General features: G+C 63.4%; 25 protein-coding genes and 1 other RNA gene. 8 read left to right on the forward strand and 18 right to left on the reverse strand.

Going from position 1 to position 25,094, the window contains the following annotated elements; all coding sequences use genetic code 11:
* Positions 1-3 precede the first annotated feature (3 nt).
* The 7 genes from mraY to mraZ are packed head-to-tail and all read right to left on the reverse strand — an operon-like array spanning position 4 to position 7,574.
* A complete protein-coding gene (mraY, locus tag HNR59_RS13785) occupies positions 4-1,086 on the reverse strand; it encodes a phospho-N-acetylmuramoyl-pentapeptide-transferase (protein WP_183831133.1) in 1,083 nt (360 codons plus the stop codon).
* Between the two features lie 34 nt (positions 1,087-1,120).
* Positions 1,121-2,542: a UDP-N-acetylmuramoylalanyl-D-glutamyl-2,6-diaminopimelate--D-alanyl-D-alanine ligase gene (locus tag HNR59_RS13790; RefSeq protein ID WP_183831135.1), complete on the reverse strand. Its 1,422-nt coding sequence runs from the start codon at positions 2,540-2,542 to the stop codon at positions 1,121-1,123.
* Complete coding sequence (locus HNR59_RS13795; RefSeq protein WP_183831137.1) at positions 2,539-3,993, reverse strand: UDP-N-acetylmuramoyl-L-alanyl-D-glutamate--2,6-diaminopimelate ligase; 1,455 nt, start codon at positions 3,991-3,993, stop codon at positions 2,539-2,541. Before HNR59_RS13795 ends, HNR59_RS13790 begins: the two co-directional genes overlap by 4 nt.
* 48 nt (positions 3,994-4,041) lie before the next feature.
* Entirely contained in the window at positions 4,042-5,757 is a 1,716-nt protein-coding gene (locus HNR59_RS13800; protein ID WP_183831139.1) for a peptidoglycan D,D-transpeptidase FtsI family protein, read from the reverse strand.
* Entirely contained in the window at positions 5,754-6,116 is a 363-nt protein-coding gene (ftsL, locus tag HNR59_RS13805; protein WP_183831141.1) for a cell division protein FtsL, read from the reverse strand. The genes HNR59_RS13800 and ftsL overlap by 4 nt, the downstream gene beginning before the upstream one ends.
* Positions 6,117-6,120: 4 nt before the next feature.
* On the reverse strand, positions 6,121-7,110 hold the full coding sequence (gene rsmH, locus HNR59_RS13810) for a 16S rRNA (cytosine(1402)-N(4))-methyltransferase RsmH (protein ID WP_183831143.1): 990 nt from the start codon (positions 7,108-7,110) through the stop codon (positions 6,121-6,123).
* Complete coding sequence (gene mraZ, locus HNR59_RS13815; RefSeq protein WP_183831145.1) at positions 7,107-7,574, reverse strand: division/cell wall cluster transcriptional repressor MraZ; 468 nt, start codon at positions 7,572-7,574, stop codon at positions 7,107-7,109. The genes rsmH and mraZ overlap by 4 nt, the downstream gene beginning before the upstream one ends.
* A gap of 455 nt (positions 7,575-8,029) precedes the next feature.
* Here mraZ and HNR59_RS13820 point away from each other — a divergent pair, with 455 nt between their 5' ends.
* Positions 8,030-8,320 carry a hypothetical protein gene (locus HNR59_RS13820; RefSeq protein WP_183831147.1) on the forward strand — a complete coding sequence of 97 codons (291 nt, stop codon included), beginning with the start codon at positions 8,030-8,032 and terminating at the stop codon, positions 8,318-8,320.
* 98 nt (positions 8,321-8,418) lie between these two features.
* On the opposite strand, the gene rnpB is transcribed toward HNR59_RS13820, so the two are convergent.
* The 5 genes from rnpB to HNR59_RS13845 all read right to left on the reverse strand — a co-directional run bounded on the left by rnpB (position 8,419) and on the right by HNR59_RS13845 (position 11,539).
* Positions 8,419-8,816, reverse strand: an RNA gene (rnpB, locus tag HNR59_RS13825) — RNase P RNA component class A.
* 59 nt (positions 8,817-8,875) lie between these two features.
* Entirely contained in the window at positions 8,876-9,490 is a 615-nt protein-coding gene (locus HNR59_RS13830) for a lytic transglycosylase domain-containing protein (RefSeq protein ID WP_183831149.1), read from the reverse strand.
* A gap of 182 nt (positions 9,491-9,672) precedes the next feature.
* Positions 9,673-10,437: a peptidoglycan recognition protein family protein gene (locus HNR59_RS13835; RefSeq protein WP_183831151.1), complete on the reverse strand. Its 765-nt coding sequence runs from the start codon at positions 10,435-10,437 to the stop codon at positions 9,673-9,675.
* Complete coding sequence (locus HNR59_RS13840) at positions 10,434-11,153, reverse strand: J domain-containing protein (protein ID WP_183831153.1); 720 nt, start codon at positions 11,151-11,153, stop codon at positions 10,434-10,436. Before HNR59_RS13840 ends, HNR59_RS13835 begins: the two co-directional genes overlap by 4 nt.
* Before the next feature lie 131 nt (positions 11,154-11,284).
* The gene (locus HNR59_RS13845; protein WP_183831155.1) at positions 11,285-11,539 is read right to left on the reverse strand and encodes a hypothetical protein; all 255 of its coding nucleotides are present in this window, start codon (positions 11,537-11,539) and stop codon (positions 11,285-11,287) included.
* A 198-nt stretch (positions 11,540-11,737) separates the two neighbouring features.
* Between HNR59_RS13845 and HNR59_RS13850 the strand changes: the two genes are divergently transcribed.
* Both HNR59_RS13850 and HNR59_RS13855 read left to right on the forward strand, forming a co-directional pair.
* On the forward strand, positions 11,738-12,985 hold the full coding sequence (locus HNR59_RS13850) for a BtaA family protein (protein WP_183831157.1): 1,248 nt from the start codon (positions 11,738-11,740) through the stop codon (positions 12,983-12,985).
* A gap of 23 nt (positions 12,986-13,008) precedes the next feature.
* Positions 13,009-13,644, forward strand: coding sequence for a class I SAM-dependent methyltransferase (locus HNR59_RS13855; RefSeq protein WP_183831603.1), 636 nt, complete (start codon positions 13,009-13,011; stop codon positions 13,642-13,644).
* Here the strand turns inward: HNR59_RS13855 and HNR59_RS13860 are convergent.
* A complete protein-coding gene (locus HNR59_RS13860) occupies positions 13,619-14,992 on the reverse strand; it encodes a serine hydrolase domain-containing protein (protein WP_183831159.1) in 1,374 nt (457 codons plus the stop codon). The genes HNR59_RS13855 and HNR59_RS13860 overlap by 26 nt on opposite strands.
* Before the next feature lie 185 nt (positions 14,993-15,177).
* On the opposite strand from HNR59_RS13860, the gene HNR59_RS13865 reads away from it, so the two are divergent.
* Positions 15,178-15,984 carry a glycoside hydrolase family 25 protein gene (locus HNR59_RS13865; protein ID WP_183831161.1) on the forward strand — a complete coding sequence of 269 codons (807 nt, stop codon included), beginning with the start codon at positions 15,178-15,180 and terminating at the stop codon, positions 15,982-15,984.
* Positions 15,985-16,110: 126 nt separating this feature from the next.
* Complete coding sequence (locus tag HNR59_RS13870; protein WP_183831163.1) at positions 16,111-17,286, forward strand: lytic murein transglycosylase; 1,176 nt, start codon at positions 16,111-16,113, stop codon at positions 17,284-17,286.
* A gap of 528 nt (positions 17,287-17,814) precedes the next feature.
* Here the strand turns inward: HNR59_RS13870 and metF are convergent.
* Together metF and HNR59_RS13880 are read right to left on the reverse strand one after the other, a co-directional pair.
* A complete protein-coding gene (metF, locus tag HNR59_RS13875) occupies positions 17,815-18,729 on the reverse strand; it encodes a methylenetetrahydrofolate reductase [NAD(P)H] (RefSeq protein WP_183831165.1) in 915 nt (304 codons plus the stop codon).
* A complete protein-coding gene (locus HNR59_RS13880) occupies positions 18,729-19,742 on the reverse strand; it encodes an ArsR/SmtB family transcription factor (RefSeq protein ID WP_183831167.1) in 1,014 nt (337 codons plus the stop codon). The genes metF and HNR59_RS13880 overlap by 1 nt, the downstream gene beginning before the upstream one ends.
* 122 nt (positions 19,743-19,864) lie before the next feature.
* On the opposite strand from HNR59_RS13880, the gene tsaA reads away from it, so the two are divergent.
* Positions 19,865-20,371, forward strand: a complete 507-nt coding sequence (gene tsaA / locus HNR59_RS13885) for a tRNA (N6-threonylcarbamoyladenosine(37)-N6)-methyltransferase TrmO (RefSeq protein ID WP_183831169.1) — start codon at positions 19,865-19,867, stop codon at positions 20,369-20,371.
* A complete protein-coding gene (locus tag HNR59_RS13890) occupies positions 20,368-20,682 on the forward strand; it encodes a DUF2293 domain-containing protein (protein WP_183831171.1) in 315 nt (104 codons plus the stop codon). Before tsaA ends, HNR59_RS13890 begins: the two co-directional genes overlap by 4 nt.
* Positions 20,683-20,701: 19 nt before the next feature.
* On the opposite strand, the gene tam is transcribed toward HNR59_RS13890, so the two are convergent.
* The 3 genes from tam to HNR59_RS13905 all read right to left on the reverse strand — a co-directional run bounded on the left by tam (position 20,702) and on the right by HNR59_RS13905 (position 23,756).
* Positions 20,702-21,472, reverse strand: a complete 771-nt coding sequence (gene tam / locus HNR59_RS13895) for a trans-aconitate 2-methyltransferase (RefSeq protein WP_183831173.1) — start codon at positions 21,470-21,472, stop codon at positions 20,702-20,704.
* Positions 21,473-21,538: 66 nt separating this feature from the next.
* The gene (gene ettA, locus HNR59_RS13900) at positions 21,539-23,188 is read right to left on the reverse strand and encodes an energy-dependent translational throttle protein EttA (RefSeq protein WP_183831175.1); all 1,650 of its coding nucleotides are present in this window, start codon (positions 23,186-23,188) and stop codon (positions 21,539-21,541) included.
* A 109-nt stretch (positions 23,189-23,297) separates the two neighbouring features.
* Positions 23,298-23,756, reverse strand: coding sequence for a DsrE family protein (locus HNR59_RS13905; RefSeq protein WP_183831177.1), 459 nt, complete (start codon positions 23,754-23,756; stop codon positions 23,298-23,300).
* Between the two features lie 345 nt (positions 23,757-24,101).
* Here HNR59_RS13905 and HNR59_RS13910 point away from each other — a divergent pair, with 345 nt between their 5' ends.
* Complete coding sequence (locus HNR59_RS13910; RefSeq protein WP_183831179.1) at positions 24,102-25,088, forward strand: alpha/beta fold hydrolase; 987 nt, start codon at positions 24,102-24,104, stop codon at positions 25,086-25,088.
* The last annotated feature ends 6 nt before the right edge of the window (positions 25,089-25,094 follow it).

Consider the following 25,094-nt stretch of genomic DNA (forward strand, 5'->3'; position numbering starts at 1 on the left):
CGCCTACCGCAGCTTGAGGGTCGAGAGCCCGATCAGGGCGAGGATGACGGCGATGATCCAGAAGCGGATCACCACCTGGCTCTCGGTCCAGCCGAGCTTTTCGAAATGGTGATGGATCGGCGCCATCAGGAAGACGCGCTTGCCGGTCATCTTGAAATAGCCGACCTGAATGATGACCGACAGGATCTCGACCACGAACAGGCCGCCGATGATCGCCAGCACGATCTCGTGCTTGGTGGCGACCGCGATGGTGCCGATCAGGCCGCCCATGGCGAGCGAGCCGGTGTCGCCCATGAAGATGGCCGCCGGCGGCGCGTTGAACCACAGGAAGCCGAGCCCTGCCCCGATCACCGCACCCAGAATCACGGCCAGTTCGCCCGTGCCGGGCACGAAGTGGATCTGCAGATAATCGGCAAAGATGGCGTTGCCCGACAGGTAGGCAATGACGCCGAAGGACGCGGCCGCGATCATGATCGGCACGATGGCGAGGCCGTCGAGCCCGTCGGTGATGTTGACGGCATTGCCTGCCCCCACCACCACGAAAGCGGCGAAGGGAATGAAGAACCAGCCGAGATTGATGATGAATTCCTTGGCGAAGGGGAAGGTCAGCGAGGAGGAGAACGGCTCCTGCCCGTAATGCATGATCACCCAGGCGGCGATGCCGGCGATCAGGAATTCAAAGGTCAGGCGCGCCTTGCCGGAAAAGCCGAGATGAGACTGTTTGGTCACCTTCAGATAGTCGTCATAGAAGCCGATGGCGCCGAACCCAAGCGTCACCAGCAGCACCACCCATACATAGACGCTGGACAGGTTGGCCCACAGAAGCGAGGAGACGACGATGCCCGTCAGGATCATCAGGCCGCCCATGGTGGGCGTGCCTGCCTTCTTGAAATGGGTCTGCGGCCCGTCGGCACGGATCGGCTGGCCCTTGCCCTGCCGCAGGCGCAGAGAATCAATGATGGCCGGACCGAAGATGAAGACGATCAGGGCCGAGGTGATCAGCGCGCCGCCGGTACGGAAAGTGATGTAACGGAAAACGTTGAAGACCGTGATCCGGTCCGCGAATTCCACGAGCAGCGTCAGCATACGTATCGTCCCCAAAGGCCCTCAGGCCCGTTCATCAATGGCCGGCGTGAGCCGGAAACCTGTTCAGCAGCGCCGCAACGATCCTTGAGAAGCCGATCCCCTTCGACGACTTCACCATGATCACGTCATCCGGCTGCACCGTGTCGATGAGCAGCCGCCCGAGATTGTCGGCCTCATCGCGATGGACGACGGCGACGTCGCTCGGCAGCACCTCAGCCAGCGCCTTCATGTGCGGCCCGCCGAGCAGCACATGGCTGATGCCGGTGCCGACGATCAGTTCGGACAGATCCGCGTGCAGCTTCTCGGAATGCGCGCCCAGTTCCAGCATGTCGCCGAGCACCGCGATGCGGCGGCCGTCGCCCTCCAGTGGCGTTGCGTCGAGCAGATCGAGCGCCGCCTTCATGGAAGCAGGATTGGCGTTGTAGCTCTCGTCGATCAGCGTGAAGGAGCCGCCGCCATGGGCAAGCATATGGCGCTGGCCGCGGCCTTCCGGTGCAGGCAGGGTGCCAAGCGCCAGCGCCACGCGGTCGATGTCTGCGCCCACAAGGTCGGCAGCCCCAAGAACCGCCAGCGCGTTCTGCACCATGTGGCGGCCGGGCGCGCCGATGCGCGCCACCACCTCGCGGCGCCCGATGCGGGCGGTCATGGTGGAATGGTCGGCATTGAGAACGCAGTTGATCAGCCGGTAGGTCGAACGCTGATGCTCGCCGAAGCCCAGCACATGCTCGACGCCGGCCTCACGCGCCAGTTTGCCCAGCATGTTGGCGCGCGGATCGTCGCGATTGAGAAGCGCCGCTCCACCAGGCTCGATGCCTTCGAAGATCTCGGCCTTGGCTTCCGCGATCTCGTCGAGGTCGCGGAAGAAGCCGAGATGGGCAGCAGCCACCAGCGTGATCAGCGCCACATGCGGGCGCACCATCTTCACCAGCGGCCGGATTTCACCCGGATGGTTCATGCCGATTTCGAAAACGGCATATTCGGTATCTTCCGGCAGGCGGGCCAAGGTCAGCGGCACGCCCCAGTGGTTGTTGAACGACTTGTCGGAAGCATGAACGGAGCCGACCGAGCCCAGCACATGGCGCAGCGCCTCCTTGGTGGTCGTCTTTCCGACAGAGCCGGTAACGGCGATCACCTTGCCGCGCGAGCGAGCGCGGGCGGCCATCGCCAGCTTTTCCAGCGCCGCCAGCACGTCGGGAACGACGATCATGGGCGCGGTCAGGCGGCCGAGCGCGGGCAGCTTGCCTTCGGCGACGATCAGAACGGCAGCGCCCGCCTTGATTGCAGCCGTCGCGAAATCATGCCCGTCCATGGTCTCGCCCCTGATGGCGAAGAAGGCGTCGCCAGCCTGCAGGGTACGGGTATCGATGGATATGCCGTGAATGCCCGCCGGCATGTTGCCGAGCGGACGCCCGCCCATGGCATCGATCAGCGCTTCAGCGGTCCAGAGATAGCTCATTGCGCAACCTCCTTCAGCGCCATGCGCACCTCGTCATGGTCTGAAAACGGCAGCGTCTCGGCTCCAACGGTCTGACCTTCCTCATGGCCCTTGCCGGCCACGATCAGCGTATCACCCGCCCGCAGCATGGCCACCGCCTCGCGGATCGCCTTGCGGCGATCGCCGATCTCGATGGCGCCCGGCGCCGCCGCCATGATGGCGGCGCGGATCTCGGCCGGCACTTCGGTGCGCGGATTGTCGTCGGTGACGATCGTCACATCGGCCAGCCTCGTGGCGATCTCGCCCATGATCGGGCGCTTGCCGCGATCGCGGTCGCCACCGCAGCCGAACACAACAATCACCCGCCCGGTGGTGAAGGGACGCACGGAGGCCAGAACGTTCTCCAGAGCATCCGGCTTGTGGGCATAATCGACATAGACCGGCGCGCCGGCAGCGGTCGCACCCACCAGATCGAGGCGGCCCGGCGCACCTTTCAGCTTCTCCAGCGCGGCCATCGCCGCCGGAGCCGATGTGCCGGTGGAAATGGCGAGACCGGCGGAAACCAGCGCATTGGCGATCTGGAAATCGCCAGCCAGCGGCAGGTCGATCTCATAGATGCCGCCGTCATGCACGATCTCGGCTCGCTGCTTCGCACGTTCATGCTCGACACGGTTGAGCTTGAGGAAATCGCCCTTGCGGCCAACGGTCAGCACATGATTGCCGGCCGCCCTTGCCGCGTCGATGGTCGCCTGCGACCACGGATCGTCGGCGAAGATGACGGCCGGAGCGCCTTGCGGCAGCAGGTCGCGGAACAGGCGCAGCTTGGCCGCGTGATAGTCCTCGACCGTGGGGTGATAATCCATATGGTCGCGGCCGAGATTGGTGAAGGCGGCGGCGGCAAGGCGCACGCCGTCCAGCCGGTGCTGGTCGAGCCCGTGGCTGGAAGCCTCCATAGCCGCATGGCTGACGCCTTCGCCGGCCAGTTCGGCCAGCAGCTTGTGCAGCGCGACCGGATCCGGCGTGGTCAGCGAACCATAGTCGTTGCGGCCGGGCGCCACCACGCCGGTGGTGCCGATGGAGGCGGCGGCGAAGCCGGCATGCTCCCAGATCTGGCGGGTGAAGGCGGCAACGGAGGTCTTGCCGCTGGTGCCGGTCACGGCAACCATGGTCTGCGGCTGCGCGCCGTAAAATCTCGCGGCAGCCAGCGCCAGCGCGCGGCGCGGATCGTCCACCTCGATTACCGGCACGGACAGCGCGCCGTTCCTACGGCCTTTCGCAGCCACCACCGCGATCGCGCCACGGCTGGCGGCGTCAGCAGCGAAACTCGCGCCATCGGCCTTCGCGCCCGCGAGCGCGAAAAACAGCATGCCGGGCCGGATGGCACGCGAGTCCGACGACAGGCCGGCAATCTCCGTATCGGAGGGAAACGCCTCGTGGAGAGGCACTATGCCGGTCAGATCATCGGGTCTCATATATCTACGCTCACCTCTTCAGACTGCGCGGGATTGCAGCAGAATCACTCAATAGGATGCCAGCGTTGCCGCCTTTTCTTGGCCAAATTCCGGCTCGACGCCAAGCAGGGCCGCCGAACGGCGAATAATGTTGGAAACGATCGGTGCCGCATTGAAGCCCGCGGTCGCGCCCTGCCCCGGCAGTGCCTGCGGCTCGTCGATGACCGACAGAACGATGTATTGCGGATCGTCCATCGGGAACGCGGCAAGGAAGGCGTTGAAGCGCTTGCCGCTCACATAGCGCCCGTTCACCACCTTTTCGGCGGTGCCGGTCTTGCCGCCGACCCGGTAGCCGGGAACCGTGGCGCGCCGCCCCGAGCCGCCCGGCGCGGTCGCGTTTAGGTTGTAGAGATAGCGCATGTCGGCGCTGGTCTTTTCGCTGACCACGCGCGTCGCGTCCGCCATCGCTTCCTCGACGGTCCTCGCAAGGAATGTCGGGTTCATGAGATGGCCGCCATTCATCAGCGCGGCGGCTCCCACCGCCGTCTGCAACGGCGTGGTGGTGAAACCGTGGCCGAAGGATGCGGTGATGGAATGAACCTTCTTCCACACTTTCGGCTCCACCGGCCGCGCCACTTCCGGCAGCTCGGTCTTCATCCGTTCGAGGATGCCGAGCCTGTGCAGGAACTCGCGATGGCCTTCGATGCCGACGATATCGGCCTCGCGCGCCGAACCGATGTTGGAGGAGTAGATGAACACCTCCGGTAGCGTCAGCACCCGGCCCTTGCCATGAAAGTCGCGGATGGTCTGGCGCCCGATGGTGATCGGACGGGTGGCGTCGAAGGTCGAGTTCAGGTTGGCCTTGCCCGAATCCAGCGCCATGGCCGTGGTAAAACTCTTCACCGTCGAGCCCATCTCATAGAGGCCCGCCGACATGCGGTTCAGGCGATCCTTGTCCTGGGCGTTGACCGGATTGTTGGGATCGAAATCCGGCACCGAAGCCATGGCGACGACCTCGCCGGTCTTGGCGTTGAGCACGACGGCGCCGGCGGCGATCGCCCTGAAGCGCTCCATGGCCGAGCTGATTTCGTCATGAACGATATGCTGCACGCGCAGATCGACCGACAGGCGCACCGGGGCCAGGTCCTTGGGCAGCGCAAGACCGCTCTGCTGGAGATCCGCAAGCCCCTGCCCGTCTATGTACTTCTCAAGGCCGGATATGCCCTGATTGTCGATATTGGTGAGGCCGACGATGTAGGCGGTGGTGGCGCCTGCCGGATAGAAGCGCCGCGTTTCCGTGCGGAAGCCGATGCCGGGAATGCCGAGCTGCATGATTTCCGACTGCTGGCGCGGGGTAAGCTGGCGCTGCAGCCACACGAAGCCCGCACCGCTCTTGAGCTTGTTGTAGGTCTGCTCGTAATCGAGGTTCGGCAGCACCGTCGCCAGCTTCTCGATCGCCTCGTCGGCGTCGACGATATGGCGCGGCTCGGCAAACAGCGAAGACGTCTTGATGTCGGTCGCCAGCACCTGGCCATTGCGGTCGATGATGTCGGGCCGCGATGCGGTCACCCGGCTTGCCGGCGCGCCCGAAGGCACGGGATCCTGAAAGCCCAGATAGACAAGACGGCCGCCAATGGTGGCATAGATGCCGAAGAAAACCGCCATGGTCATGATCACGCGGTTGCGCGTGCGCCCGCCGGTGGATTTGCGGGCGGAGTCCATGACGATGGAACTGTCATCGCCGGATTGGCGGATGCGCCGGAACGGGTTGATCCTGCCGATCATTCGACGGCTCCGGTCTGGGTCTGATCGATCAGCCGTCCGGCCGCATCGGCGGCCGTGATGTCCTCGATGGACAAGGGCCGCTGCGGCAGACTGTCGATGCGCGCGAACTGATAGGGATTGACCTGTTCAAGGCCGAGCTGCTCCTGATAGCGCTCCACCAACCGCTGCAACCGCGCAGGCTGGGTGAGCAGGCTCCAGTCAGCCTTCAGAAGATCGATGGTTTCTTCCTCGGTGCGGATCTGCGTCTGAAGCTTGCGAACCGTCGCAAGCTGCTCGCCGGCGTCGCGCTTGATCGAATAGGTCATGGCCGCCGCGGCCACCATGACGCCTATCAGAACGATGTCGCTGGTGCGGAACATGCTCTCACCTCTCTCCCGAAATGGCGGGAAGTCTTGGAAGCCCGAAAACCGAAAGATCGTCGCCGCGCGGTGCTGCGTCGGTGCGTATTGCAGCGCGAAGCCGTGCCGAGCGCGCGCGCGGATTGCGTTCCACCTCGGCCTCGCCGGGCGTGATTCCGTTGTTGGCGCGGCGGAACGTGGCGGGCCGCTGCACGACCTGCGGCAGATGGCGCGATCCGGCCGTCGTCTCGTCGCGATCGGCAAGGAAGCGCTTGACGATGCGATCCTCAAGCGAATGGAAGGTCACGACGACAAGCCGTCCGCCGGGCTTCAGTGCCCGTTCGGCCGCGACCAGCGCGCGCGACAACTCGCCCAGTTCGTCATTGACGTAGATGCGCAGCGCCTGAAACACGCGCGTGGCAGGATGGATCTTGTCCTTCGGTGAGCGACCGACCAGGGTCTCGATGGCGTCGGCCAGTTCCAGCGTGCGGGTGAAGGGCCGCTTTTCCCGCCGCGCCTCGATCATGCGGGCGATGCGTCCGGCATGGCGTTCCTCGCCCAGCAGCCCGAAGATGCGGGTCAGATCGGAAGTCTTGTAGGTATTGACGACATCGGCAGCGCTCAGGCCCGCCTGCGCCATGCGCATGTCGAGCGGCCCGTCGGCGCGGAACGAGAAGCCACGCTCGGCCTGATCGAGTTGCATGGAGGAAACGCCGATGTCCAGCACGATGCCGTCGGCCTGTTCGACATGTTCGTCCAGGACCGAAAACGGCGCATGAACGAGGCGCAGGCGTCCCTCATGCTCTGCTTCCAGCGCCCTTCCCGCCGCGATGGCGTCGGGATCGCGATCGATGGCAACGACCGATGCGCCCGTGCCGAGAATGGCGCGCGTATAGCCGCCGGCCCCGAATGTGCCATCGACGATCACTTCGCCGGGTACCGGCGCCAGTGCTTCGATGACTTCATCGAGCAGAACGGGAATATGGGGCGCTGCGGTGTCGGAACCGGCCGTCATGGCGTCTGCCCCCCGATGGTGGCACCGGCAGCCGCCTGCCGCAGCTTCAGAAGCCTCTCGCGCACCTTCGCGCCATGCTCCGCCAGCCGGCCCGGCTCCCAGATCTGGAAGAACTGCCCGCGACCGACGAAGGCCACCTCCTGAGAGATGCCCGTATGCGCGCGGATGAAATCCGTCATCATGATTCGCCCGTCCTGATCCAGCTTCAGGAACGTGCCGTCGCCATGGCAGAAGAAGGACATGTCGTCCGCCGTCTGCTGGAAAGGGTCTTCCTGCGCAATGCGCTGTTCGTAGCGGTCGAGCAGGTCGAGACCGCCAACATCCATGGCCGGCGCATCGAGCCCCCTCAGCGCATAGAGTTCGGAGTAGCCGCGCTTCAGCACCACCGCGCGAAAGGGCGCAGGCACCGACACCCGCCCCTTGGCGTCGATCCGGTTCACTGAGCTTGACAGAAAACGGTCCATGATGTGCTGCAGCCGCTTGCGCCGCCGCACCCCTTTCCATCGTCGCATCCACGCCGCCGCGGCGCGGTCCCTCGTTCAGACCCCTGCCATTGACCTTACAGGCGCACGCCATCGCGCGAGCAGCCGACGCGGCCGCCCGTCTGGCAAACGCATAACCCTGAAACGAAACAAAGGCTTGAATCTGCAAATGGGATAACATGGGGTTTTATGGGCGTCAACGGGAACACATTGCACGATCACCTCTCAACTCCCCGTCCCGGCGGAGAGTTTTGCGGTACCGTTCTTTATGATCCATTAAGCCTAACGAAACCTTACCCGGGCGGCGCTCCGCATCCCGCCTGCGCCGCCTCCGGCACCGCTGTCCCGCGACATGAAAACCGGCTGAATCCGCCATTCAGAGCGGGTTCATGGTCCTGCCGGCAAGGTTTCATCGTCATCAACGGGAGGAGCACAGCATGACCATCACAACCCTTGCCAGGCTGGCCGTCGCCGCCGGCGTTCTGACCGCCTCTGTCTCCGGCGCCTACGCCTATACGATCCACTACAAGGACGGCAGATACAGCGTGACCTGCGAGAATGGCGACAGATGGACCCGTGGCAACGGCACCCAGCAGATCAGCCATGCCGACGCGGCCAACATCTGCGCCAGGCGCGGCAGCGCCATCATCGACAGTTCCGGCGCCGGCGGCTCCGGCCCCGTCAAGGGCGCGAAGAAGTCTGTTCAGGCCATTCACAAGGCAAACTGAAACCAACAAAACCCCGCCCCGGCGGGGTTTTGCTTTCAGGCGGCATGGAATGGTCGCTCGCCTCACGGGCGGGCCACAGGCGAAAGAAACGGGAGAAAAATGCCAGCCGGCCTGTAAGCCGGGTTTTGTATGGCCTCCGCGCCTTGCGGCACGGAAACGTGGCGGCCATTCATCTTGGACGCCTGTTGCCAGACGCCTCACGCAACCTACCCGGACGGTGGGCCGGAAACAGCCCCCGGAGTTTCCCCCGCACCGCCCCTATTCGGTTTTGCTCCCGGTGGGGTTTACCGTGCCGCTTCCGTTGCCGGTCGCGCGGTGGGCTCTTACCCCACCCTTTCACCCTTACCGCGCACGAGGCGCGGCGGTTTGCTTTCTGTGGCACTTTCCCTGGGGTCGCCCCCGCCGGCTGTTAGCCGGCACCGTGTTTCCATGGAGCCCGGACTTTCCTCACCCGCAGCCTTTCGGCTCCTGCTGGTGCGGCCGCCCGGCCGGCTGGCAGTTGCGTATAAAGGTGTTCCGCCGCCAAAACGCAACAGAAAAGCAGCCTCTTCCCCGTTAACTCGAAGGCACCAGCGAAGCCATGTGCACCTTCACCTTGCTGCAATAGGCCGAGGAAACGGGATTCATGCGCTTGGCGGCATGGCCGGCATTGTATTTGAGGATCGTGCCACAGGTGGTTCCGCCGCCGAGGCTGTGCGCCATCGCCAGATATTTCATCCCGTATTTGATGTTGGTTTCCGGGTTGAAAAGCCCCTTCGACGAGCCGCTGTAACCCATCATGCGCGCGGTTGAAGGCTTGATCTGCATCAGGCCGATCTCGCCGGAACTGCCCACCACATTGGGGCGATAATTGCTTTCCACCTTGATGACGGCATGTGCAAGCGAAACCGGCACGCCATAGCTGGCGGCATATTTGCTGATCAGCGTGGAATAGCTGGTTCCCGAAACCGCCGCGGCCTTGCCTGCCTTGCGGGCGGAGCGCTTCTTTCCCGTGGAAGGTTTTGCCCTGGTGGAAGCAGCCGTCCGGGGCGTTTCGCTGTTCTCTGCTTTCTTTACGAGAAGTCCGCGCCCTCCCAGTTGCGGATCGAAACGGTCGGCCTTTACCGGACCAGAAGCAATAGCGAGCATAGCGGCAGCAACAGCCGCCGTGAAAACGGTTATTTTTGTCATTTTATCCTGTTCAGTATCGGCGCACGAAGAACAACGCACGCACTGGATATGATGCGACCGGGAGTTATTTTCCGGGAGGACCGATCAGCTTGGGCATTCCTCTGAAGGGCGATGCCGGAGCAAAAATGGCAAAGTCGTTCAATTAAAATTACACTATATTACGAAGTGCAATTTATTATAATCTAATCAATATCTTGAGCGATGGAAGCGAGCAGCCGCTCTAGTGTCCTCAAAGTGGAACCATCGGCAATTCCGTCGACAATGCGGCGGCGGAAGTGGCGCTGGAAGGCCTCCACGACGATGCGCGTCTGCGCGTCGTAGACCCCGGTGATCTCCACGCCATAGCCGTAGAGCGCCAGCATGGATTGCAATTTCTCGACGTCCGGTCCTGCATCGCCCTCGGTAAGCACCGGCCCGGCGCGCACCGGCGAAGGCGGAACCAGATGGCCGACGCCTTCCCCGAACAGCCGCTTCCACGGAAACTTCTCGCCCGGATCGACCTTGCGGCCGGGCGCGATGTCGGAATGGGCGAGGACTCGTTCCGGCCGAACCTTGTGGCGCTGCATGATGCCCCCGCACAAGGCGATGACGGCATCGATCTGCGGTTTCGGAAAACGAGGATAGCCCAGCGCATGGCCCGGATTGACGATCTCGATCCCGATGGAAGTGGAATTGATGTCGCTCACGCCCCGCCACGAGCTTTTGCCGGCGTGCCAGGCGCGGTCGCTTTCACGCACCATCTGCACGATGCGCCCATCCTCATGCACCAGATAATGCGAGGAAACCTCGCTCTCGGCATCGCAAAGCCGCACCTCGGCCGCGTGGCCGCTCTCCATGCCGGTATAGTGCAGGATGATCATGTCAGCCCGCATCCCGTCGCGCCGCGGGCCGAAATTGGGCGAGACCCTGATTTCGGCACCGGCATGATCGGGGGCGAAACCGCTCATGCCGCCTGCAGGCTCCGCTCGATCAGCTCATAAGCGGCGTTGATCGCAGCTAGCCGTGTGGTGGCGATGGCTATGAACTCCTGCGGCAGCCCCCGGCCGATCAGCCTGTCGGGATGATTCTCCGCCACCAACTTGCGATAGTGCCGCTTCACCTCGGCCAGCGGCTGCCCGCGTTCGATGCCCAGCACGATATACGGATCGGCCGTGCCCAGTTCGACATGGCGCGACAGGATCGTCTGGTAATGATCCTCGGCGATGCTGAAAATCTCGGCCACCCGGCGCAGAAAACCTTCCTCGCGCTCGTGCAGCACCCCGTCAGCGGTCGCGATGTGGAACAGCCCGTCGAGGATGTCCTCCAGCATCATGCAGTTGGGGCCGCCATTGCCGCACAGCCCCGCCATCTGCCGCGCATAGACCTCGAAGCCGGCCGTATCCTGCTTGGCCAGATCATAGAGACGCGCCACATTGCGCGCTTCCTGCGGCGGCACCTCGAAGATCGCCTGAAAGGCCCGCACCTCGTCCTGCGTCACCACGCCGTCCGCCTTGGCCATCTTGGCCGACAGCGCAATCATGGCCACGGAAAAAGCCACCTTGCGCCGCAGCTCGGGATCGCCGGCGAACAGGGTACGGACGGCCTCCACCATGTCGGCCACGCCGTGAGCCGTAGAGGAAGAAAGGCGCTGAATGAAATCGCCGATGCGGTTCCAGATGGACATGGTGGCTGTTTAGAGCCTTTCGCGCGCGCAGGGAAGCATGCTGTTCTCCCTTATGACTGCCATGACCATCCGGGCTTACGAAAAAGGGCCGGCAACGCCGACCCTTTGCAACCTCAACGGTGTGGGAAAAATTATTCGGCCGGCGCGGGCATCACAGGATCAACCTGCGAACCGCTGTCGCTCGGGGCCGGAGTAATGCTCTGCGTGGTGGAACCGTCCGTAGCGGGCGGGGGCGCGGCAGGCGCGGTCGCATCAGGCGCAACAGGCTGCTCGGCGGCCGGCGGCGTGGTGCTCTGGGTGGTGGTCGCATCGGAACCGCTGTCACTGCAGGCGGCAACGCCGAAAAGGGCCACGGCGGAAATCGATGCAAGAACGAGCTTCTTCATGTTTCAGTCTCCTTACAAACACCCCCGCCTTCCCTGGCGGTTGCGAATGTAATGCCGAAAGGCGCTATCTGTTTCATAACGTTGCGTTTCGTTCTGTAACAGCGCTCCCGCTCTCCGCGTACTCTTCATCCATCGTCACGCGCCTGTCATTGCCCTGCGATACCCGCTGTGCCCACAACCACAGGGGAATCGCTTTTCATGACCGACGTTTCAGGCGAACTGGTTTTCCGGCGCGGCAAGGAAGTTGGCAAAGCCGTTTGCCGCAATGGCGCCCTCTCCCGCGACGGCCTGTCGGAGCGCCTGTTCGCCCTGCTGTTTTCCGGTCTGGTCTACCCCCAGATCTGGGAGGATCCAGAAACGGACATGGAGGCGATGCAGCTCGGTGAAGGCCATCGGGTCGTCACCATAGCCTCCGGCGGCTGCAACATCCTCGCCTATCTCACCCGCTCTCCGGCCAGCGTCGAGGCGGTGGACCTCAATGCGGCCCATGTCGCGCTGAACCGCATGAAATTCGCCGCAGTCCGCCACCTTCCCTCCCATGGAGATCTGTTCCGCTTCTTCGGCGAGCCGGGCAATGATCACAATGCCCTTGCCTATGACGCCTTCATCGCCCCGCATCTCGATCCGGCCAGCCGCCAGTACTGGGAAAAGCGCAACTGGCGCGGCAGGCGGCGCATCGAGCTGTTCAACGGCAATTTCTACAATGCCGGCCTGCTCGGCTTCTTCCTGTCGGCCGGCCATCGCATCGCCAGATGGCAAGGTGTCGATCCAGCCGAAATCATGCAGGCCAGAACGCCTGAAGAGCAGCGCCGCTTCTTCGGGGAACGGCTGGCGCCCCTCTTCGACCGGCCGCTGCTGAAATGGATCACCTCGCGCAAATCCTCATTGTTCGCGCTCGGCATCCCGCCCGCCCAGTACGACGCGCTGCTCGCCTGCGGCGACGGCTCGATGGCCGGGGTGCTGCGCGCCCGGCTTGAAAAGCTCGCCTGCGACTTTCCGCTGAAGGACAATTACTTCGCCTGGCAGGCCTTCGCCCGCCGCTATCCCGCCGCAGGCGAAGGCGCGCTGCCCGATTATCTGGTGGCCGCCCGCCACGAGGTCGTGAAACGCAACATCGACCGTGCCAGCATCAACCATGTCAACATGACCGACTATCTGGGCGCAAAGCCGGATGGCTCGGTCGACCGCTTCGTGCTGCTCGACGCGCAGGACTGGATGACCGATGCGCAGCTCAACGCGCTGTGGGCGCAGATTACCCGCACGGCGGCACCGGGCGCGCGCGTGATCTTCCGCACGGCCGCAGAACCCAGCGTCCTGCCCGGACGGGTGGATGCGGAACTGCTCGGCCAGTGGTCCTATGAAGAAGAAACCTCCCGCGCCTTCTGCAGGACCGACCGTTCGGCCATCTATGGCGGCTTCCACCTCTATGTGAAGGACGGGCAGTGAGCACGGGCAGCCATGCCGCGCTCATGGACGGCATCTACCGCCGTCAGCGGCACATCTATGACCTGACCCGCAAATACTACCTGCTCGGCCGCGACCGGCTGATCGAGGGGCTGGACGCGGCACCCGGCGACACCGTTCTGGAACTTGGATGCGGTACGGGACGCAACCTTGCGGTCGCGGCCACACGCTATCCGCAGGCGCGCTTCTTCGGCCTCGACATCTCCGCCGAGATGCTGTCGACCGCCAGCGCAGCCCTTGCGCAGAAGGGGCTGGCAAGCCGTGTCACGCTGGCCGTTGGCGATGCCACCGACTTCGATCCCGAAAGCCTTGTCGGCTCCGGCCGTTTCGACCGCATCCTCCTTTCCTATTCCCTCTCCATGATCCCCGGCTGGCAGCAAGCCATCTCGGCCGCGCTCTCGGCGCTGGCGCCGGGCGGCTCCCTGCACATCGTGGATTTCGGGCGTCAGGAGCGCCTGCCCCGCTGGTTTCGCGCCGCCTTGCGCAACTGGCTGGCCCGGTTCCACGTCACGCCGCGTGATTCTCTGCGCGAAGTTCTGGAATCGGAATCTGCGAAGCTGGGCGCAAGCCTCTGCTTTGAAAGCCTTTATCGCGGATATGCCGTGCGCGTGGTGGTCACTGCACGCCACCCGCCGTCGTAAGCGCGGCAACGAGCAGTTCGGAGCCATACCCGGCTGCCCTCGGCGTCAGCCCCATGCGCACCACCACCATGCGGCGCGACGGGATGACGGCAATTGTCTGTCCGTCATGCCCCTTCAGCCAGAATGTGTCGGCGGGAACACCCATCCGCGAGCCATTGCCGCCCGGTGCCTCCAGCCACATTTGCCCCCTGCCATAGACGCCGTTGGACGCGGGCGCGGGCTCTCGCATCCACGACACGAAGCCGGCGGGCAGGATCCGCTCGCCGTTCCACACGCCGTCGTCGAGCAGGAACTGGCCGAAACGCGCCCAGTCACGCGCCGTGGCATAGATGTAGGACGAGCCGACGAAGGTGCCCCTTGCATCCGCCTCGATCACCGCGCTCGACATGCCGAGCGGCCCGAACAGGGCGCGGCGCGGCCATTGCAGCGCCTGCTGCGGATCGTCCAGCGCCTGCTGCCACAGCCGCGACAACATCACCGATGTGCCGCTCGAATAGGAGAACACCTCTCCCACCGGCCCGCCCAGCTCCTTCGTGGCGGCGAAGCCTGCCATGTCTGGCTCCAGATAGAGCATGCGGGTCACGTCGGCGACCGCGCCATAGTCCTCGTTGAAGACGAGCCCGCTCGACATGGCCATCAGATCGGCGATCGTGATGTCCGCCCGCCCGTCGCCGTCCCATCCGGGAAACAGACGGCTGGCGTCCACGCTCATGCGGCCCTCCCTTATCAGGGTGCCGATGATGGCGGCGTTCACCGTCTTGGACATCGACCAGCTAAGCAGCGGCGTCTTTTCGGAAAAACCCGCGCCGTAGCGCTCAGCCACGATCTTCCCGTCCTGCACCACGACGATGGCGCGTAGTCCCGGCCCCGCCAGATCGTCGTCGCCCACAATGGCAGCGATTTCGGGCAAAACCGGCCCGGCCCGCTCCCCCGCAGGCCACGACGCTTCCGACGGCGACGACGCAACCGGCTCCTGCGTCAATTGCACGGCGCGCGCCTGCTCCAGATCGCCATCCGGCACGCTCGCACAGCCCAGTCCCTCGCGCGCGATGGCGGTGCTTTGCCCCAGAACGCCGAGCAGACCGGCCTTCACCGTCTTTGCATCGCGATCTACGGACACCCGCATCAGCTTCAGCAGCGGATGGCCGGGCGCCTGTACGTCCACTTCCAGCACCTCGTCAGGATCGCGCCCGGCGATGAACACATTCGAGCAGACGATCTTGGCGGCATAGCCGGAGCCCACCCGGATCAGTTCGGGCGGCGCTGCATAGAGCCATGCGAACAGGCCGGCAACGACAAGCACGGCGAGCCCCGCCACGGCTTTCAGGAGCCTGATGAACAACCGCATCGCCTTCCCCCCTCGATTCGCGCTCAGCATGCGCGCATATTTGCGGTTCCGTGCGACCCCATCAACCGAATATAAACCATGTCCGGGCGATGACCTGAGGAAGAGTTCATTCCGTCGGGACGGGGAAGCGCTGGGGGATACCCCGGCGCCTGCACTTGCTATCGCAAACGGGTTTGGGGTTACAAATGCGCCGACTGGCATTCATTCTGGGACTGTCCCTGCTCGGCGCCTGCTCCACCACGCTGGAGGACATGGCCCCGACAAGCGTGCCGTCCACAACCGCCCCCTCATCTGTCTCCGGCAAAGCTCCGCGTTTCGGCGACAGCAATCCGCATGACTGGCAGGGAACCACGCCATGGCATTATGCCGTGCACGGAACCGACGTGTCCAAATACCAGACCTCGGTCGACTGGGCGCAGGCGAAGGCCGCCGGCATTTCCTTCGCCTTCATCAAGGCCACGGAGGGCGGCGACCGCGTGGACGACTATTTCCACGAGCACTGGCGTAGTGCAAAGGCTGCCGGCGTGCCGCGCGGAGCCTATCATTTCTACTATTTCTGCCGCCCCGCCATCGAGCAGGCGCGCTGGTTCATCCAGAACGTGCCGAAGGACCCTTCGGCAATGCCGCCCGTGCTCGACATGGAATGGAACCCGCAGTCTCCGACCTGCAAGCTGCGTCCGCCGCCTGAGACGGTGCGCACGGAGATGTCGATCTTCCTGAAGACCATCGAGAACCACTACGGCAAGAAGCCGATCATCTACACCTCGATCGACTTCTTCGACGACAACAGGCTCGCCACCTTCCATGGCTACCCCTACTGGCTGCGCTCCGTGGCCGGCCATCCGTCGAACCGCTACGGGCCGCACCCCTTCACCTTCTGGCAGTATACGGGCACCGGTATCGTGCCGGGCATCAGGGGCAAGGCCGACATAAACGTGTTCAACGGGACACAGGCTGGCTGGCAAAAGTGGCTGAAGCAGAACACCCGTTGACAGCCCTGAGCCAATGACATTCATGGTTCCGGCCATGGCTCCTGCCCGCTTTTCGACATAAGCGGTTGCCATAGAGCACCCTTTAAGGATGCCTTTGAAAATCCCGTCGAGTCCGGAAGGAAACCCATGCGTACGCCTGTTCTTGCCTTTGCTACACTGATGACGGCCCTGTCCGGTGCGGCCATTGCCCAGGAATGCGGCACGGATTTCGATGCATGGAAGCAGGGTGTGGCTGAGGAAGCCCGGGCCGCCGGCGTTGGCGAAACGGGCCTGCGCGCTCTTGAGGGCGCCGACATAGACACCCGCGTTCTGGCACGCGACCGCTCGCAGGGCGTGTTCTCGCAGACCTTCATCGAGTTCTCCGGCCGCATGATCTCCGATTACCGGCTGAAGCACGGCGCAACCAACATGCGCAAATACGCCTCCGTCTTCGACCGGGCCGAGCAGGACTATGGCGCGCCCGCCTCGGTGATCACCGCCTTCTGGGCGCTGGAAACCGATTTCGGTGCCGTGCAGGGCGATTTCCCTACGCTCAACGCGCTGGTGACGCTGGCGCATGACTGCCGCCGCCCGCAGCTCTTCCGCCCGCATCTGGTGCCGCTGCTCACCCTGATCGACCGTGGCGTGCTGCCCGCCGACGTCAAGGGCGCATGGGCCGGCGAGATCGGCCAGACCCAGATCCTGCCGGCCGACTATCTCAACAACGGCGTCGACGGCGACAATGACGGCATCGTGGACCTGCGCAACAGCGCGCCTGACGCCATCATGACCACCGCCAAGAAAATCCAGTCGCGCGGCTGGATCCCGGGCCAGCCCTGGATCGAGGAAGTCCGCATCCCCGACGATCTGCCGTGGGAGCAGACCAGCCGCACCAACAAGCTGTCCGTGGCCCAGTGGAACCAGTGGGGCGTCACCCGCCGCGACGGCAGCCCGCTGGCCGACAACGGCCAGACCGCCGGGCTTGCCCTGCCGATGGGCCGCAAAGGGCCGGCCTTCCTCACCTACGACAATTTCGAGGTCTACCTGAAGTGGAATCAGTCCTTCACCTACGCCCTGACGGCGGCGGTGCTGGCCACCCGCCTCGACGGTGCCCAGCCCTATGATCCGCGCTCGCCCGAACAGGGACTCAGCATGGAGCAGATGAAGGATCTGCAGCGCAAGCTTCAGGCCCTGAATTACGATGTCGGCAATGTCGACGGCATTCTCGGCACCAACACGCGCGAAGCGGTCAGGCAGGAGCAGATTCGCCTCGGCATCCCCGCCGACGGCTGGCCGACAATGGATCTTCTGTCCCGACTTTGAGGCCCTCTCGCCGAAACGCGGGGCCGGTTTCGCGACGCCCGCATGCGTCAAGGCAGCCATTGAGGGCGCGGGCACCGAATCCCTGCGCCGGTTTTCATCATCGCAGGCAGCACAACCTGCATGGCGTCCTCCGGGATTTCCCCTCGCCACAGGTTGCACCGTCACAATTTATGCACAAATGTTAAACCGGTTTTACCTTGCAAATTCAGCGACTAGGCAGAAACCTCTCCACAAATCCGCCGCAATGACGAAAATTTTTTGCTTGTCTGCCGGCAAAATGCTTCTAGATTCCGCGAATAGCTTTTCAGAAGGAGGCTATTTATGGGACTTACGAGGCCTATCAACGCATTGATAATCTGCGCCGCTTTCGCGTTCGTCGGCGCTCTGATCATAGGCGTCCTTCCCTGACCTGAAGGTCAAGGGGGCCAGTAACACAGAACCCACAACCTGAAAGCAGAGATCAAACAGAAAGGCCGGGCACAGAGCCCGGCCTTTTTTGTTGCTGGTGTTTGGCCTGTGGCCGTCCCGTCAGGCGGCCACGCTTGCTCCGTTCCCGTTGCGCGGGCGAATGCCGATCATATGGCACACGGCGAAAGCGAGATCGGAACGGTTCATCGTGTAGAAATGAAAATCGCTGACACCACGCTCCACAAGATCGTGCACCTGCTCGGCCGCCACGGCGGCGGCCACCAGCGCATGCGTCTGCGGATCGTTCTCCAGCCCGGCAAAACGCTCTCGAAGCCACAGGGGAACATGCGCGCCGGCGCGGGCCGAAAAATTCACGACCTGCCCTATGTTGTGAACCGGCAATATGCCCGGAACGATGGGAATATAGATGCCCGCACGGCGCACGCGCTCGACATAGCGTTCATAAACGTCGTTGTCGAAGAAGAACTGGGTGATGGCGCGCGTCGCGCCATTGTCCACCTTGCGCTTGAGCATATCGATATCGGTGGCGAAGTCCGGGCTCTCGGGATGCTTTTCGGGATAGGCCGATACCGAAATGTCGAAATCACCCTGACGGCGAAGCGCCGCCACCATTTCCGCGCCATTGGCATAGCCATCGGGATGCGGTCGGTAGCCGGTGCCGGCACCCGCAGCGGGATCGCCGCGCAGGGCCACGAAACGCGTGACGCCAAGCTCCACGAACTGCCGGATCACGGCGTCGACTTCCTCGCGCGAGGCATCGATGCAGGTCAGGTGGGCGGCGGGCGCAAGGCTGGTTTCACGGATGATGCGGGCAACGGTGCGCGCCGTGCGCTCGCGCGTCGAACCACCCGCGCCATAGGTCACCGACACGAAATGCGGATGCAGCGGCTGCAGGCGCGTGACGGTTTCCCAGAGCCGCGTCTCCATATCGTCCGTCTTGGGCGGGAAGAACTCGAACGAGACGCGGATGCTGTCTCCCAGATCGGCACGCCGGGAAAAACGATACTGATTCATCAGGCGACTTCCCCGATTCGTACTGCATGGGAGGTTGGGATGGGATCGGCGATCAGCAGGCGACGGTCGCGACCGAGCCAGAGCTTGACGGTCAGCCTGCCGCCGCTGTTGCCCTGCGGCTCGAATTCCTGACTGCTTTCCAGATCAAGCCCGGCCTCCGCGAACCACTCGCCGATCTGGCGGTCGGAAAAGCCCAGTCTCTGATGCGCATGCTCCTCGCGCAGAAATTCCAGCGAATGCGGCGCGAAATCCACGATGATCAGCCGCCCGGACGGGCGCAGCAACCGCGCGGCCTCGGAAATGGCGCGGGCAGGATCGTCGAGATAGTGCAGGACCTGATGAATGGTCACGAGGTCATAGGCATCGCGCTCCACCGGCGGCGCGAAGATATCGCCCTGCCGCACCTGCGCATTGGTGACGCCGGCGCGCTCAAGATTGGCGCGCGCGACAGCCAGCATCTCGCGCGACATGTCGATGCCGACACCGCGCCGGTAGAGCGGCGACAGGATCTCCAGCACGCGCCCGGTACCAGTGCCAAGGTCGAGCATGGACTGGAACGGACGCTTGCCGACCAGTTCCAGGATGGCAGTCTCCACCGCCTTGTCGGGCACATGTAGCGAGCGGATTTCGTCCCAGCTTGCGGCATTCTGCGAAAAATATTCGGTCGCCCTCTCCTGCCGGCGCCGCTTGACCGTCTCCAGCCGTTCCATGTCGCGCTCGATCTGCGGATCGGCGGCATCGACGCCGGCGATCAGGCGCATCACGAAAGCCCGCGCCATTTCCTGATCCGAGAGCCGGAAAAAGGCCCACGACCCCTCCTGATAGCGGCCGATCAGGCCCGCTTCGAGCAACAGCTTGAGATGGCGCGAAACGCGCGGCTGCGACTGGCCGAGAATTTCCGTGAAATCGGATACCGTCAGATCGCCCTGCGCCAGCAATATCAGGATGCGCAGCCGGCTGGATTCCGCAGCCGCCTTCAAGGTATCTACCATCGTATCGAGGGTGACGTTCATGCCCAGCCTTACCCAGGGTGACATTCAAGAAAGATATAAAGATATGTTTATGTCATTGTCGACAGATTTGCAACGGGTGATTTTTATCCTACCCGTTTTGTGAAAATCCGGAGCGCACGAGCATGTTTGAACAACGTCACGACGAGTTGAATCTGGCCGAAGACCCCGCCGGGATGGAGCCTGACGGGCATGTCGTCTTCATCGGCCGCGTGTCCTCGCCATGGACCCTGCGCGAGGAATGCCCGAAGAACATGCGGCAGGCGCGCGAGCGCAACGCACCGGCAAGGCTCGTGCTTGAACCCGCTTACCGCGACGGGCTTTCCGGTCTCGAAGGCTACAGCCACATCCACATCCTGACATGGCTGCACCATTCGCCGCGGAATCTGATTGTGCAGAAACCGCGCCATGCGACTGAAGCCAAAGGCGTTTTCGCGATCCGCTCGCCGGCCCGCCCCAACCCCATCGGCCTGCACACCGCCACCATCCTCCGCATCGACCGGAGTTCCGGCACCATCGATCTGGATGCGATCGATGTGCTGGACGGCACGCCTGTCCTCGACATCAAACCTTATTTCCCGTCCGTCGATGCCATCGCGGACGCGGAAATCCCGAACAAGGAGCGGACATGATCCGCTCCACCGGGCGCCAGAAGGCCATCGCAAAGGCAATCACCGCGCTGCTGCCGATGGCGCCCTACGCCGATATCGAGAAGATCAGGGCCGATGCTGGCGCGCCGCATTTGAAAGCCCTGCCCGCCTCCATTGCCGTCTGGCTGGCAACGGTCGCCCATATCCGACATGCGCACACGGACTACGAAAAGCTTCTCGCCGAAGGCTATGACCGCGATTCGGCCCGCTTCTTCGTGGTGGACGAGATCAACGCATGGCTGACCAAATGGCGCGCCACGCGCCTCCTCGATCCTGACGACGAAGATGGCTGAACAGACCCGTTGAGCAGATTCAGTCCTTGCGCACGGCTACGATGAACAGGCGCGGGAACCGCAGCAGCACCTTGCCATCGGCAGCGGCCGGATAGGCAGCCGCGATCTTTTCCAGATAGCGCGCAAGAAACGCCTGCCGCTCATCCTCTTCCAGCGGATCGACGAAAGGCTTCAGCCCGGTCGATTTCAGCCACTCGACGATGGCATCCGGTCCCGCCAGCGGGTGGTTGTAGACCGTGTGCCAGATGTCGAGGCGCGCGCTCAGCGGCGTCAGCAGGTCATAATAATGCTGCACGGGCGGCAGCGGATCGCGCGCCGCATCGGCGATCTTCGCCGCGAACGGCATTTCGGCGGCCGTCTCGCGCATCAGCCGGTGCGAGGGCTCGCCCAGATTGTCGGGCATCTGCACGGCCAGCGTGCCGCCCGGCGCAAGCTCACCCATCAGCCGCACCAGCACCTGCGGATGGTTGGGCAGCCACTGGAACACGGCGTTGGCGAACAGCACGTCCGCTTTCTCCGCAGGCGACCAGCTTTCGGCGTCCGCCAGTTCAAAGCTGACGCCCGGAAGGCGCTTGCAGGCTTTCTCCAGCATGTCCGGCGACGTATCGATGCCCGACACCTCCGCATCCGGCCAGCGCCCGGCCAGCAGCTCGGTGGAATTTCCCGGCCCGCACCCGATGTCGACAACGCGATGGGGCGAGACGGCCGGCACCTGCGCCAGCAGGTCACGCGACGGGCGCGTGCGCTCGTCCTCGAATTTCAGATATTGCGTGGCCGACCAGTCTTTCATTGCGCCCCCAATGGCTTACTCGACAAAACAAAACGCCCCGTTTTTGGCGGGGCGTCGTGTGAAATATCAGCGAGTCAGGCGCTTGTAGGTCATGCGGTGCGGATTGACCGCCTCCGGACCCAGCCGGCGGATCTTGTCCTGCTCGTAATCCTCAAAGTTGCCCTCGAACCATTCGACATGGCTGCCGCCCTCGAAGGCCAGGATGTGCGTGGCCAGACGGTCGAGGAACATACGATCGTGAGAGATGATGACAGCGCAGCCGGCATAATTCTCAAGCGCATCTTCAAGTGCCGCCAGCGTTTCGGTGTCGAGGTCGTTGGTCGGTTCGTCGAGCAGCAGAACGTTGCCGCCATTGCGCAGCATCTTGGCCAGATGCACGCGGTTGCGCTGACCGCCCGAAAGGTTCCCCACCTTCTGCTGCTGGTCCTGCCCACGGAAGTTAAAGGACGAGCAATAGGCGCGTGTGTTGGCCTCGAACTTGCCGAGCTTGACGACCTCAGCACCGCCCGACACCTCTTCCCACACAGTCTTGTTGGGATCGAGCGCATCGCGGCTCTGGTCGACATAGCCGAGCCTGACCGTCTCGCCGACGCGGATCGAACCGGCATCCGGCTTTTCCTGCCCGGTGATCATGCGGAACAGCGTGGTCTTGCCCGCGCCGTTCGGGCCGATGACGCCGACGATGCCACCCGGAGGCAGCTTGAACGACAGGTTTTCGATCAGCAGCTCATCGCCGAAGCCCTTGGACAGACCCTCGACCTCGATGACCACATTGCCCAGACGCTCGCCATGCGGGATGACGATCTGGGTGTCGGTCGGGCGACGCGAATCCGCTGCGGTGAGCAGATCCTCGAACGCCTTGATACGGGCCTTGGACTTGGTCTGACGCGCCTTGGGGCTGGACTGGATCCACTCGCGCTCGCGGCTGATGGCGCGCTGGCGGGCGTCGTCCTCACGGCCTTCCTGCTTGAGACGCTTGGCCTTGGCTTCCAGATATTTGGTGTAGTTGCCCTCGTACGGAATACCGCGGCCGCGGTCGAGCTCCAGAATCCAGCCGGTGACGTTGTCGAGGAAGTAGCGATCGTGGGTGATGAGCAGCACCGAGCCCTTGTAGGCGCGCAGGTGCTTTTCCAGCCACGAGGTCGTCTCGGCGTCAAGGTGGTTGGTCGGTTCGTCGAGGAGCAGAAGATCGGGCTCTTCCAGCAGCAGCCGGCACAGCGCCACGCGGCGGCGCTCGCCGCCGGAAAGCTTGGTCACGTCCGCATCCTTGGGCGGGCAGGCCAGCGCGTCCATGGCCATCTCGACCTGCTGTTCGAGATCCCACAGGTTCAGTCGGTCCATCTCGTCCTGAAGCTTCGCCGACTCGTCCGCCGTCTCGTCGGAATAGTTCATCATCAGTTCGTTGTAGCGCTCGATGATGGCCGTCTTCTTGGCAACGCCGTCCATGACGTTCTCGAACACGGTCTTGTTCGGATCGAGGTTCGGCTCCTGCGCCAGATAGCCAACGGTGGCTCCCTCGGCCAGCCAGGCTTCGCCGGTATATTCCTTATCGAGCCCGGCCATGATCTTGAGGATCGTCGACTTACCGGCGCCGTTGGGGCCCAGAATGCCGATCTTGGCGTCCGGGTAGAATGAAAGATGGATATTCTCCAGCACCTTCTTGGTGCCGTAGGCCTTGTTCAGGCCGGCCATGTGATAGATGAACTGGCGTGCCACGCGCTCTTCCTTGAACAATTCGTGATCGGAGGTTGGCCGCTATGTAGGCGAAAGACCGGCTGGGGGCAATGCCCCTGCTCCGCCGGCCGGGCCGGCCTGATGGCGCCTGTCAGGGCTTTATATAGGTGTAGCCCTGCTGTTGCAGATGACTGAGTTCGGCAACGCCCGAAGGAACGATGTCGTCGTCGAAGACCTCGAACAGCTCCGATTCGAAATCGATGTGGCGGCCGGTCAGCGTGTTGTTGCACACCAGAAAGGAAACGTTCTGCGTCTTCAGGCTGGTTACCGCTGACTGCAGCGTGACATCGTCCTGCGCCTGCATCAACAGTTTCAGCCCGTCGCCGTGAAGAACGATCTTCACCTCGATATTATCGCGCCCCACCGCGTTGACGTGGTTCTGCACATTGGTCAGGGCCGCCTTGTAGAGCTTGCCCTCGGGGCCACCATCGCCGTTGATGTGATAGACAACCTTCTGCTGGCCGTAGCGTTCGCCCGCGCCGGCGGGGCCTGATGTTGAAAAAACAGCCATTGCCATCATGACGATTGCGATCCCAAGTCTGAACTTCATCGATATATCCTCCCTGAAAGATATATCGATATATCATGTTTATTGCATATAATACCTGTAACCGTCATTTTGCCGGGACCCGTTCATAAAACAAGGTGACAGACGTACACGGAAACTGATCCCGCTGCCCGCAGCGCCTTGCCGGACACGCGAAAGATGCCCCCCACAGGTGCGGGCCTGATCCTTTCAGTCGCCGCGCGCATCATTCCATCTGAAATCATCATGACCCCTCTGAAGCTGTTGCACGTAAAAGCTTTCTGTGCAGCCATGCGGCTGGCGCTCCCTTGCCCGTAAGGACATCGGACCCGCGCCAATCGTGCAGTTTTCCGGCGGGCGGGAACAAAGATGAGCTTCAGCGACCGACAAACGCTTTCTACCGGCAGCGGGGCAACGCTGAACCTGTATGTCGAGCCTGCCTCCGCAGCGCCACGCGGCGTCATCCAGATCAATCACGGCCTTGCCGAACATGCCGCCCGCTACGCGGCTTTTGCAAAATTCCTGTCCGCCCACGGCTTCCACGTCTACGCGCATGACCATCGCGGCCACGGCTTCACCCGCGCGCCCGATGCGCCCCCCGGCCGCTTTGCGGCCCCCGATACGACCAAAGGCCGCTTTGCCGGCAAGGATGGCGTGGAGAAGCTGATTGCCGATGTCGACGCCGTCCACGACCTCATCGCCCAAAAACATCCCGGCCTGCCGGTCATCGTTTTCGGCCATTCGATGGGCGGCATGATCGCGCTCAACTATGTGCTGCGTCACTCCGGCCGCATTCATGCCGCTTCCGTCTGGAACTCGAATTTCCAGTCCGGCCTTGCCGCGCTTGCGGCCCGCGCAATTCTCGGCCTTGAACGCTTTCGCCTCGGCTCCGACGTGCCTTCGCGGCTTCTGCCGAAGCTGACCTTCGAAGCATGGGGCAAGGCGGTTCCCGGCCATCGCACGCTCTTCGACTGGCTGTCGCGCGATCCCGCCGAGGTCGATGCCTATATCGCCGACCCGCTCTGCGGCTGGAACGCGTCGGTGTCGCTGTGGATCGACCTGTTTCGCCTTGCCGGCAACGGAGCGGACAATGCGCAATTCGCCGGCATCCGCCGCACCCTGCCCTTTTATCTGGTCGGCGGCGAAAGCGATCCTGCAACGGATGGCGGCAAAAGCATGCGCCAGCTTTCCTCGCGCATGAAGACCATGGGCTTTTCCGACGTGACCACGACCATCTGGCCGCAGACCCGCCATGAGAGCCTCAACGAGATCAACCGGGATCAGATCATGGCCGATTTCATGGGCTGGCTGGAAAGGGTCTGCCCCGCCGGATCTGGCCCATCTCACCCGGCGTGACAGCAT

This window comes from Aquamicrobium lusatiense (assembly GCF_014201615.1).
GTDB classification, from domain to species: domain Bacteria; phylum Pseudomonadota; class Alphaproteobacteria; order Rhizobiales; family Rhizobiaceae; genus Mesorhizobium; species Mesorhizobium lusatiense.

Excerpts from the sequence above, each read along its gene's own strand:
- mraY (WP_183831133.1), bottom strand. The coding sequence starts at position 1,086 with ATGCTGACGCTGCTCGTGGAATTCGCGGACCGGATCACGGTCTTCAAC.
- HNR59_RS13790 (WP_183831135.1), bottom strand. The coding sequence starts at position 2,542 with ATGAGCTATCTCTGGACCGCTGAAGCGCTGATCGATGCCATGGGCGGG.
- HNR59_RS13795 (WP_183831137.1), bottom strand. The coding sequence starts at position 3,993 with ATGAGACCCGATGATCTGACCGGCATAGTGCCTCTCCACGAGGCGTTT.
- HNR59_RS13800 (WP_183831139.1), bottom strand. The coding sequence starts at position 5,757 with ATGATCGGCAGGATCAACCCGTTCCGGCGCATCCGCCAATCCGGCGAT.
- ftsL (WP_183831141.1), bottom strand. The coding sequence starts at position 6,116 with ATGTTCCGCACCAGCGACATCGTTCTGATAGGCGTCATGGTGGCCGCG.
- rsmH (WP_183831143.1), bottom strand. The coding sequence starts at position 7,110 with ATGACGGCCGGTTCCGACACCGCAGCGCCCCATATTCCCGTTCTGCTC.
- mraZ (WP_183831145.1), bottom strand. The coding sequence starts at position 7,574 with ATGGACCGTTTTCTGTCAAGCTCAGTGAACCGGATCGACGCCAAGGGG.
- HNR59_RS13820 (WP_183831147.1), top strand. The coding sequence starts at position 8,030 with ATGACCATCACAACCCTTGCCAGGCTGGCCGTCGCCGCCGGCGTTCTG.
- HNR59_RS13830 (WP_183831149.1), bottom strand. The coding sequence starts at position 9,490 with ATGACAAAAATAACCGTTTTCACGGCGGCTGTTGCTGCCGCTATGCTC.
- HNR59_RS13835 (WP_183831151.1), bottom strand. The coding sequence starts at position 10,437 with ATGAGCGGTTTCGCCCCCGATCATGCCGGTGCCGAAATCAGGGTCTCG.
- HNR59_RS13840 (WP_183831153.1), bottom strand. The coding sequence starts at position 11,153 with ATGTCCATCTGGAACCGCATCGGCGATTTCATTCAGCGCCTTTCTTCC.
- HNR59_RS13845 (WP_183831155.1), bottom strand. The coding sequence starts at position 11,539 with ATGAAGAAGCTCGTTCTTGCATCGATTTCCGCCGTGGCCCTTTTCGGC.
- HNR59_RS13850 (WP_183831157.1), top strand. The coding sequence starts at position 11,738 with ATGACCGACGTTTCAGGCGAACTGGTTTTCCGGCGCGGCAAGGAAGTT.
- HNR59_RS13855 (WP_183831603.1), top strand. The coding sequence starts at position 13,009 with ATGGACGGCATCTACCGCCGTCAGCGGCACATCTATGACCTGACCCGC.
- HNR59_RS13860 (WP_183831159.1), bottom strand. The coding sequence starts at position 14,992 with ATGCGGTTGTTCATCAGGCTCCTGAAAGCCGTGGCGGGGCTCGCCGTG.
- HNR59_RS13865 (WP_183831161.1), top strand. The coding sequence starts at position 15,178 with ATGCGCCGACTGGCATTCATTCTGGGACTGTCCCTGCTCGGCGCCTGC.
- HNR59_RS13870 (WP_183831163.1), top strand. The coding sequence starts at position 16,111 with ATGCGTACGCCTGTTCTTGCCTTTGCTACACTGATGACGGCCCTGTCC.
- metF (WP_183831165.1), bottom strand. The coding sequence starts at position 18,729 with ATGAATCAGTATCGTTTTTCCCGGCGTGCCGATCTGGGAGACAGCATC.
- HNR59_RS13880 (WP_183831167.1), bottom strand. The coding sequence starts at position 19,742 with ATGAACGTCACCCTCGATACGATGGTAGATACCTTGAAGGCGGCTGCG.
- tsaA (WP_183831169.1), top strand. The coding sequence starts at position 19,865 with ATGTTTGAACAACGTCACGACGAGTTGAATCTGGCCGAAGACCCCGCC.
- HNR59_RS13890 (WP_183831171.1), top strand. The coding sequence starts at position 20,368 with ATGATCCGCTCCACCGGGCGCCAGAAGGCCATCGCAAAGGCAATCACC.
- tam (WP_183831173.1), bottom strand. The coding sequence starts at position 21,472 with ATGAAAGACTGGTCGGCCACGCAATATCTGAAATTCGAGGACGAGCGC.
- HNR59_RS13905 (WP_183831177.1), bottom strand. The coding sequence starts at position 23,756 with ATGAAGTTCAGACTTGGGATCGCAATCGTCATGATGGCAATGGCTGTT.
- HNR59_RS13910 (WP_183831179.1), top strand. The coding sequence starts at position 24,102 with ATGAGCTTCAGCGACCGACAAACGCTTTCTACCGGCAGCGGGGCAACG.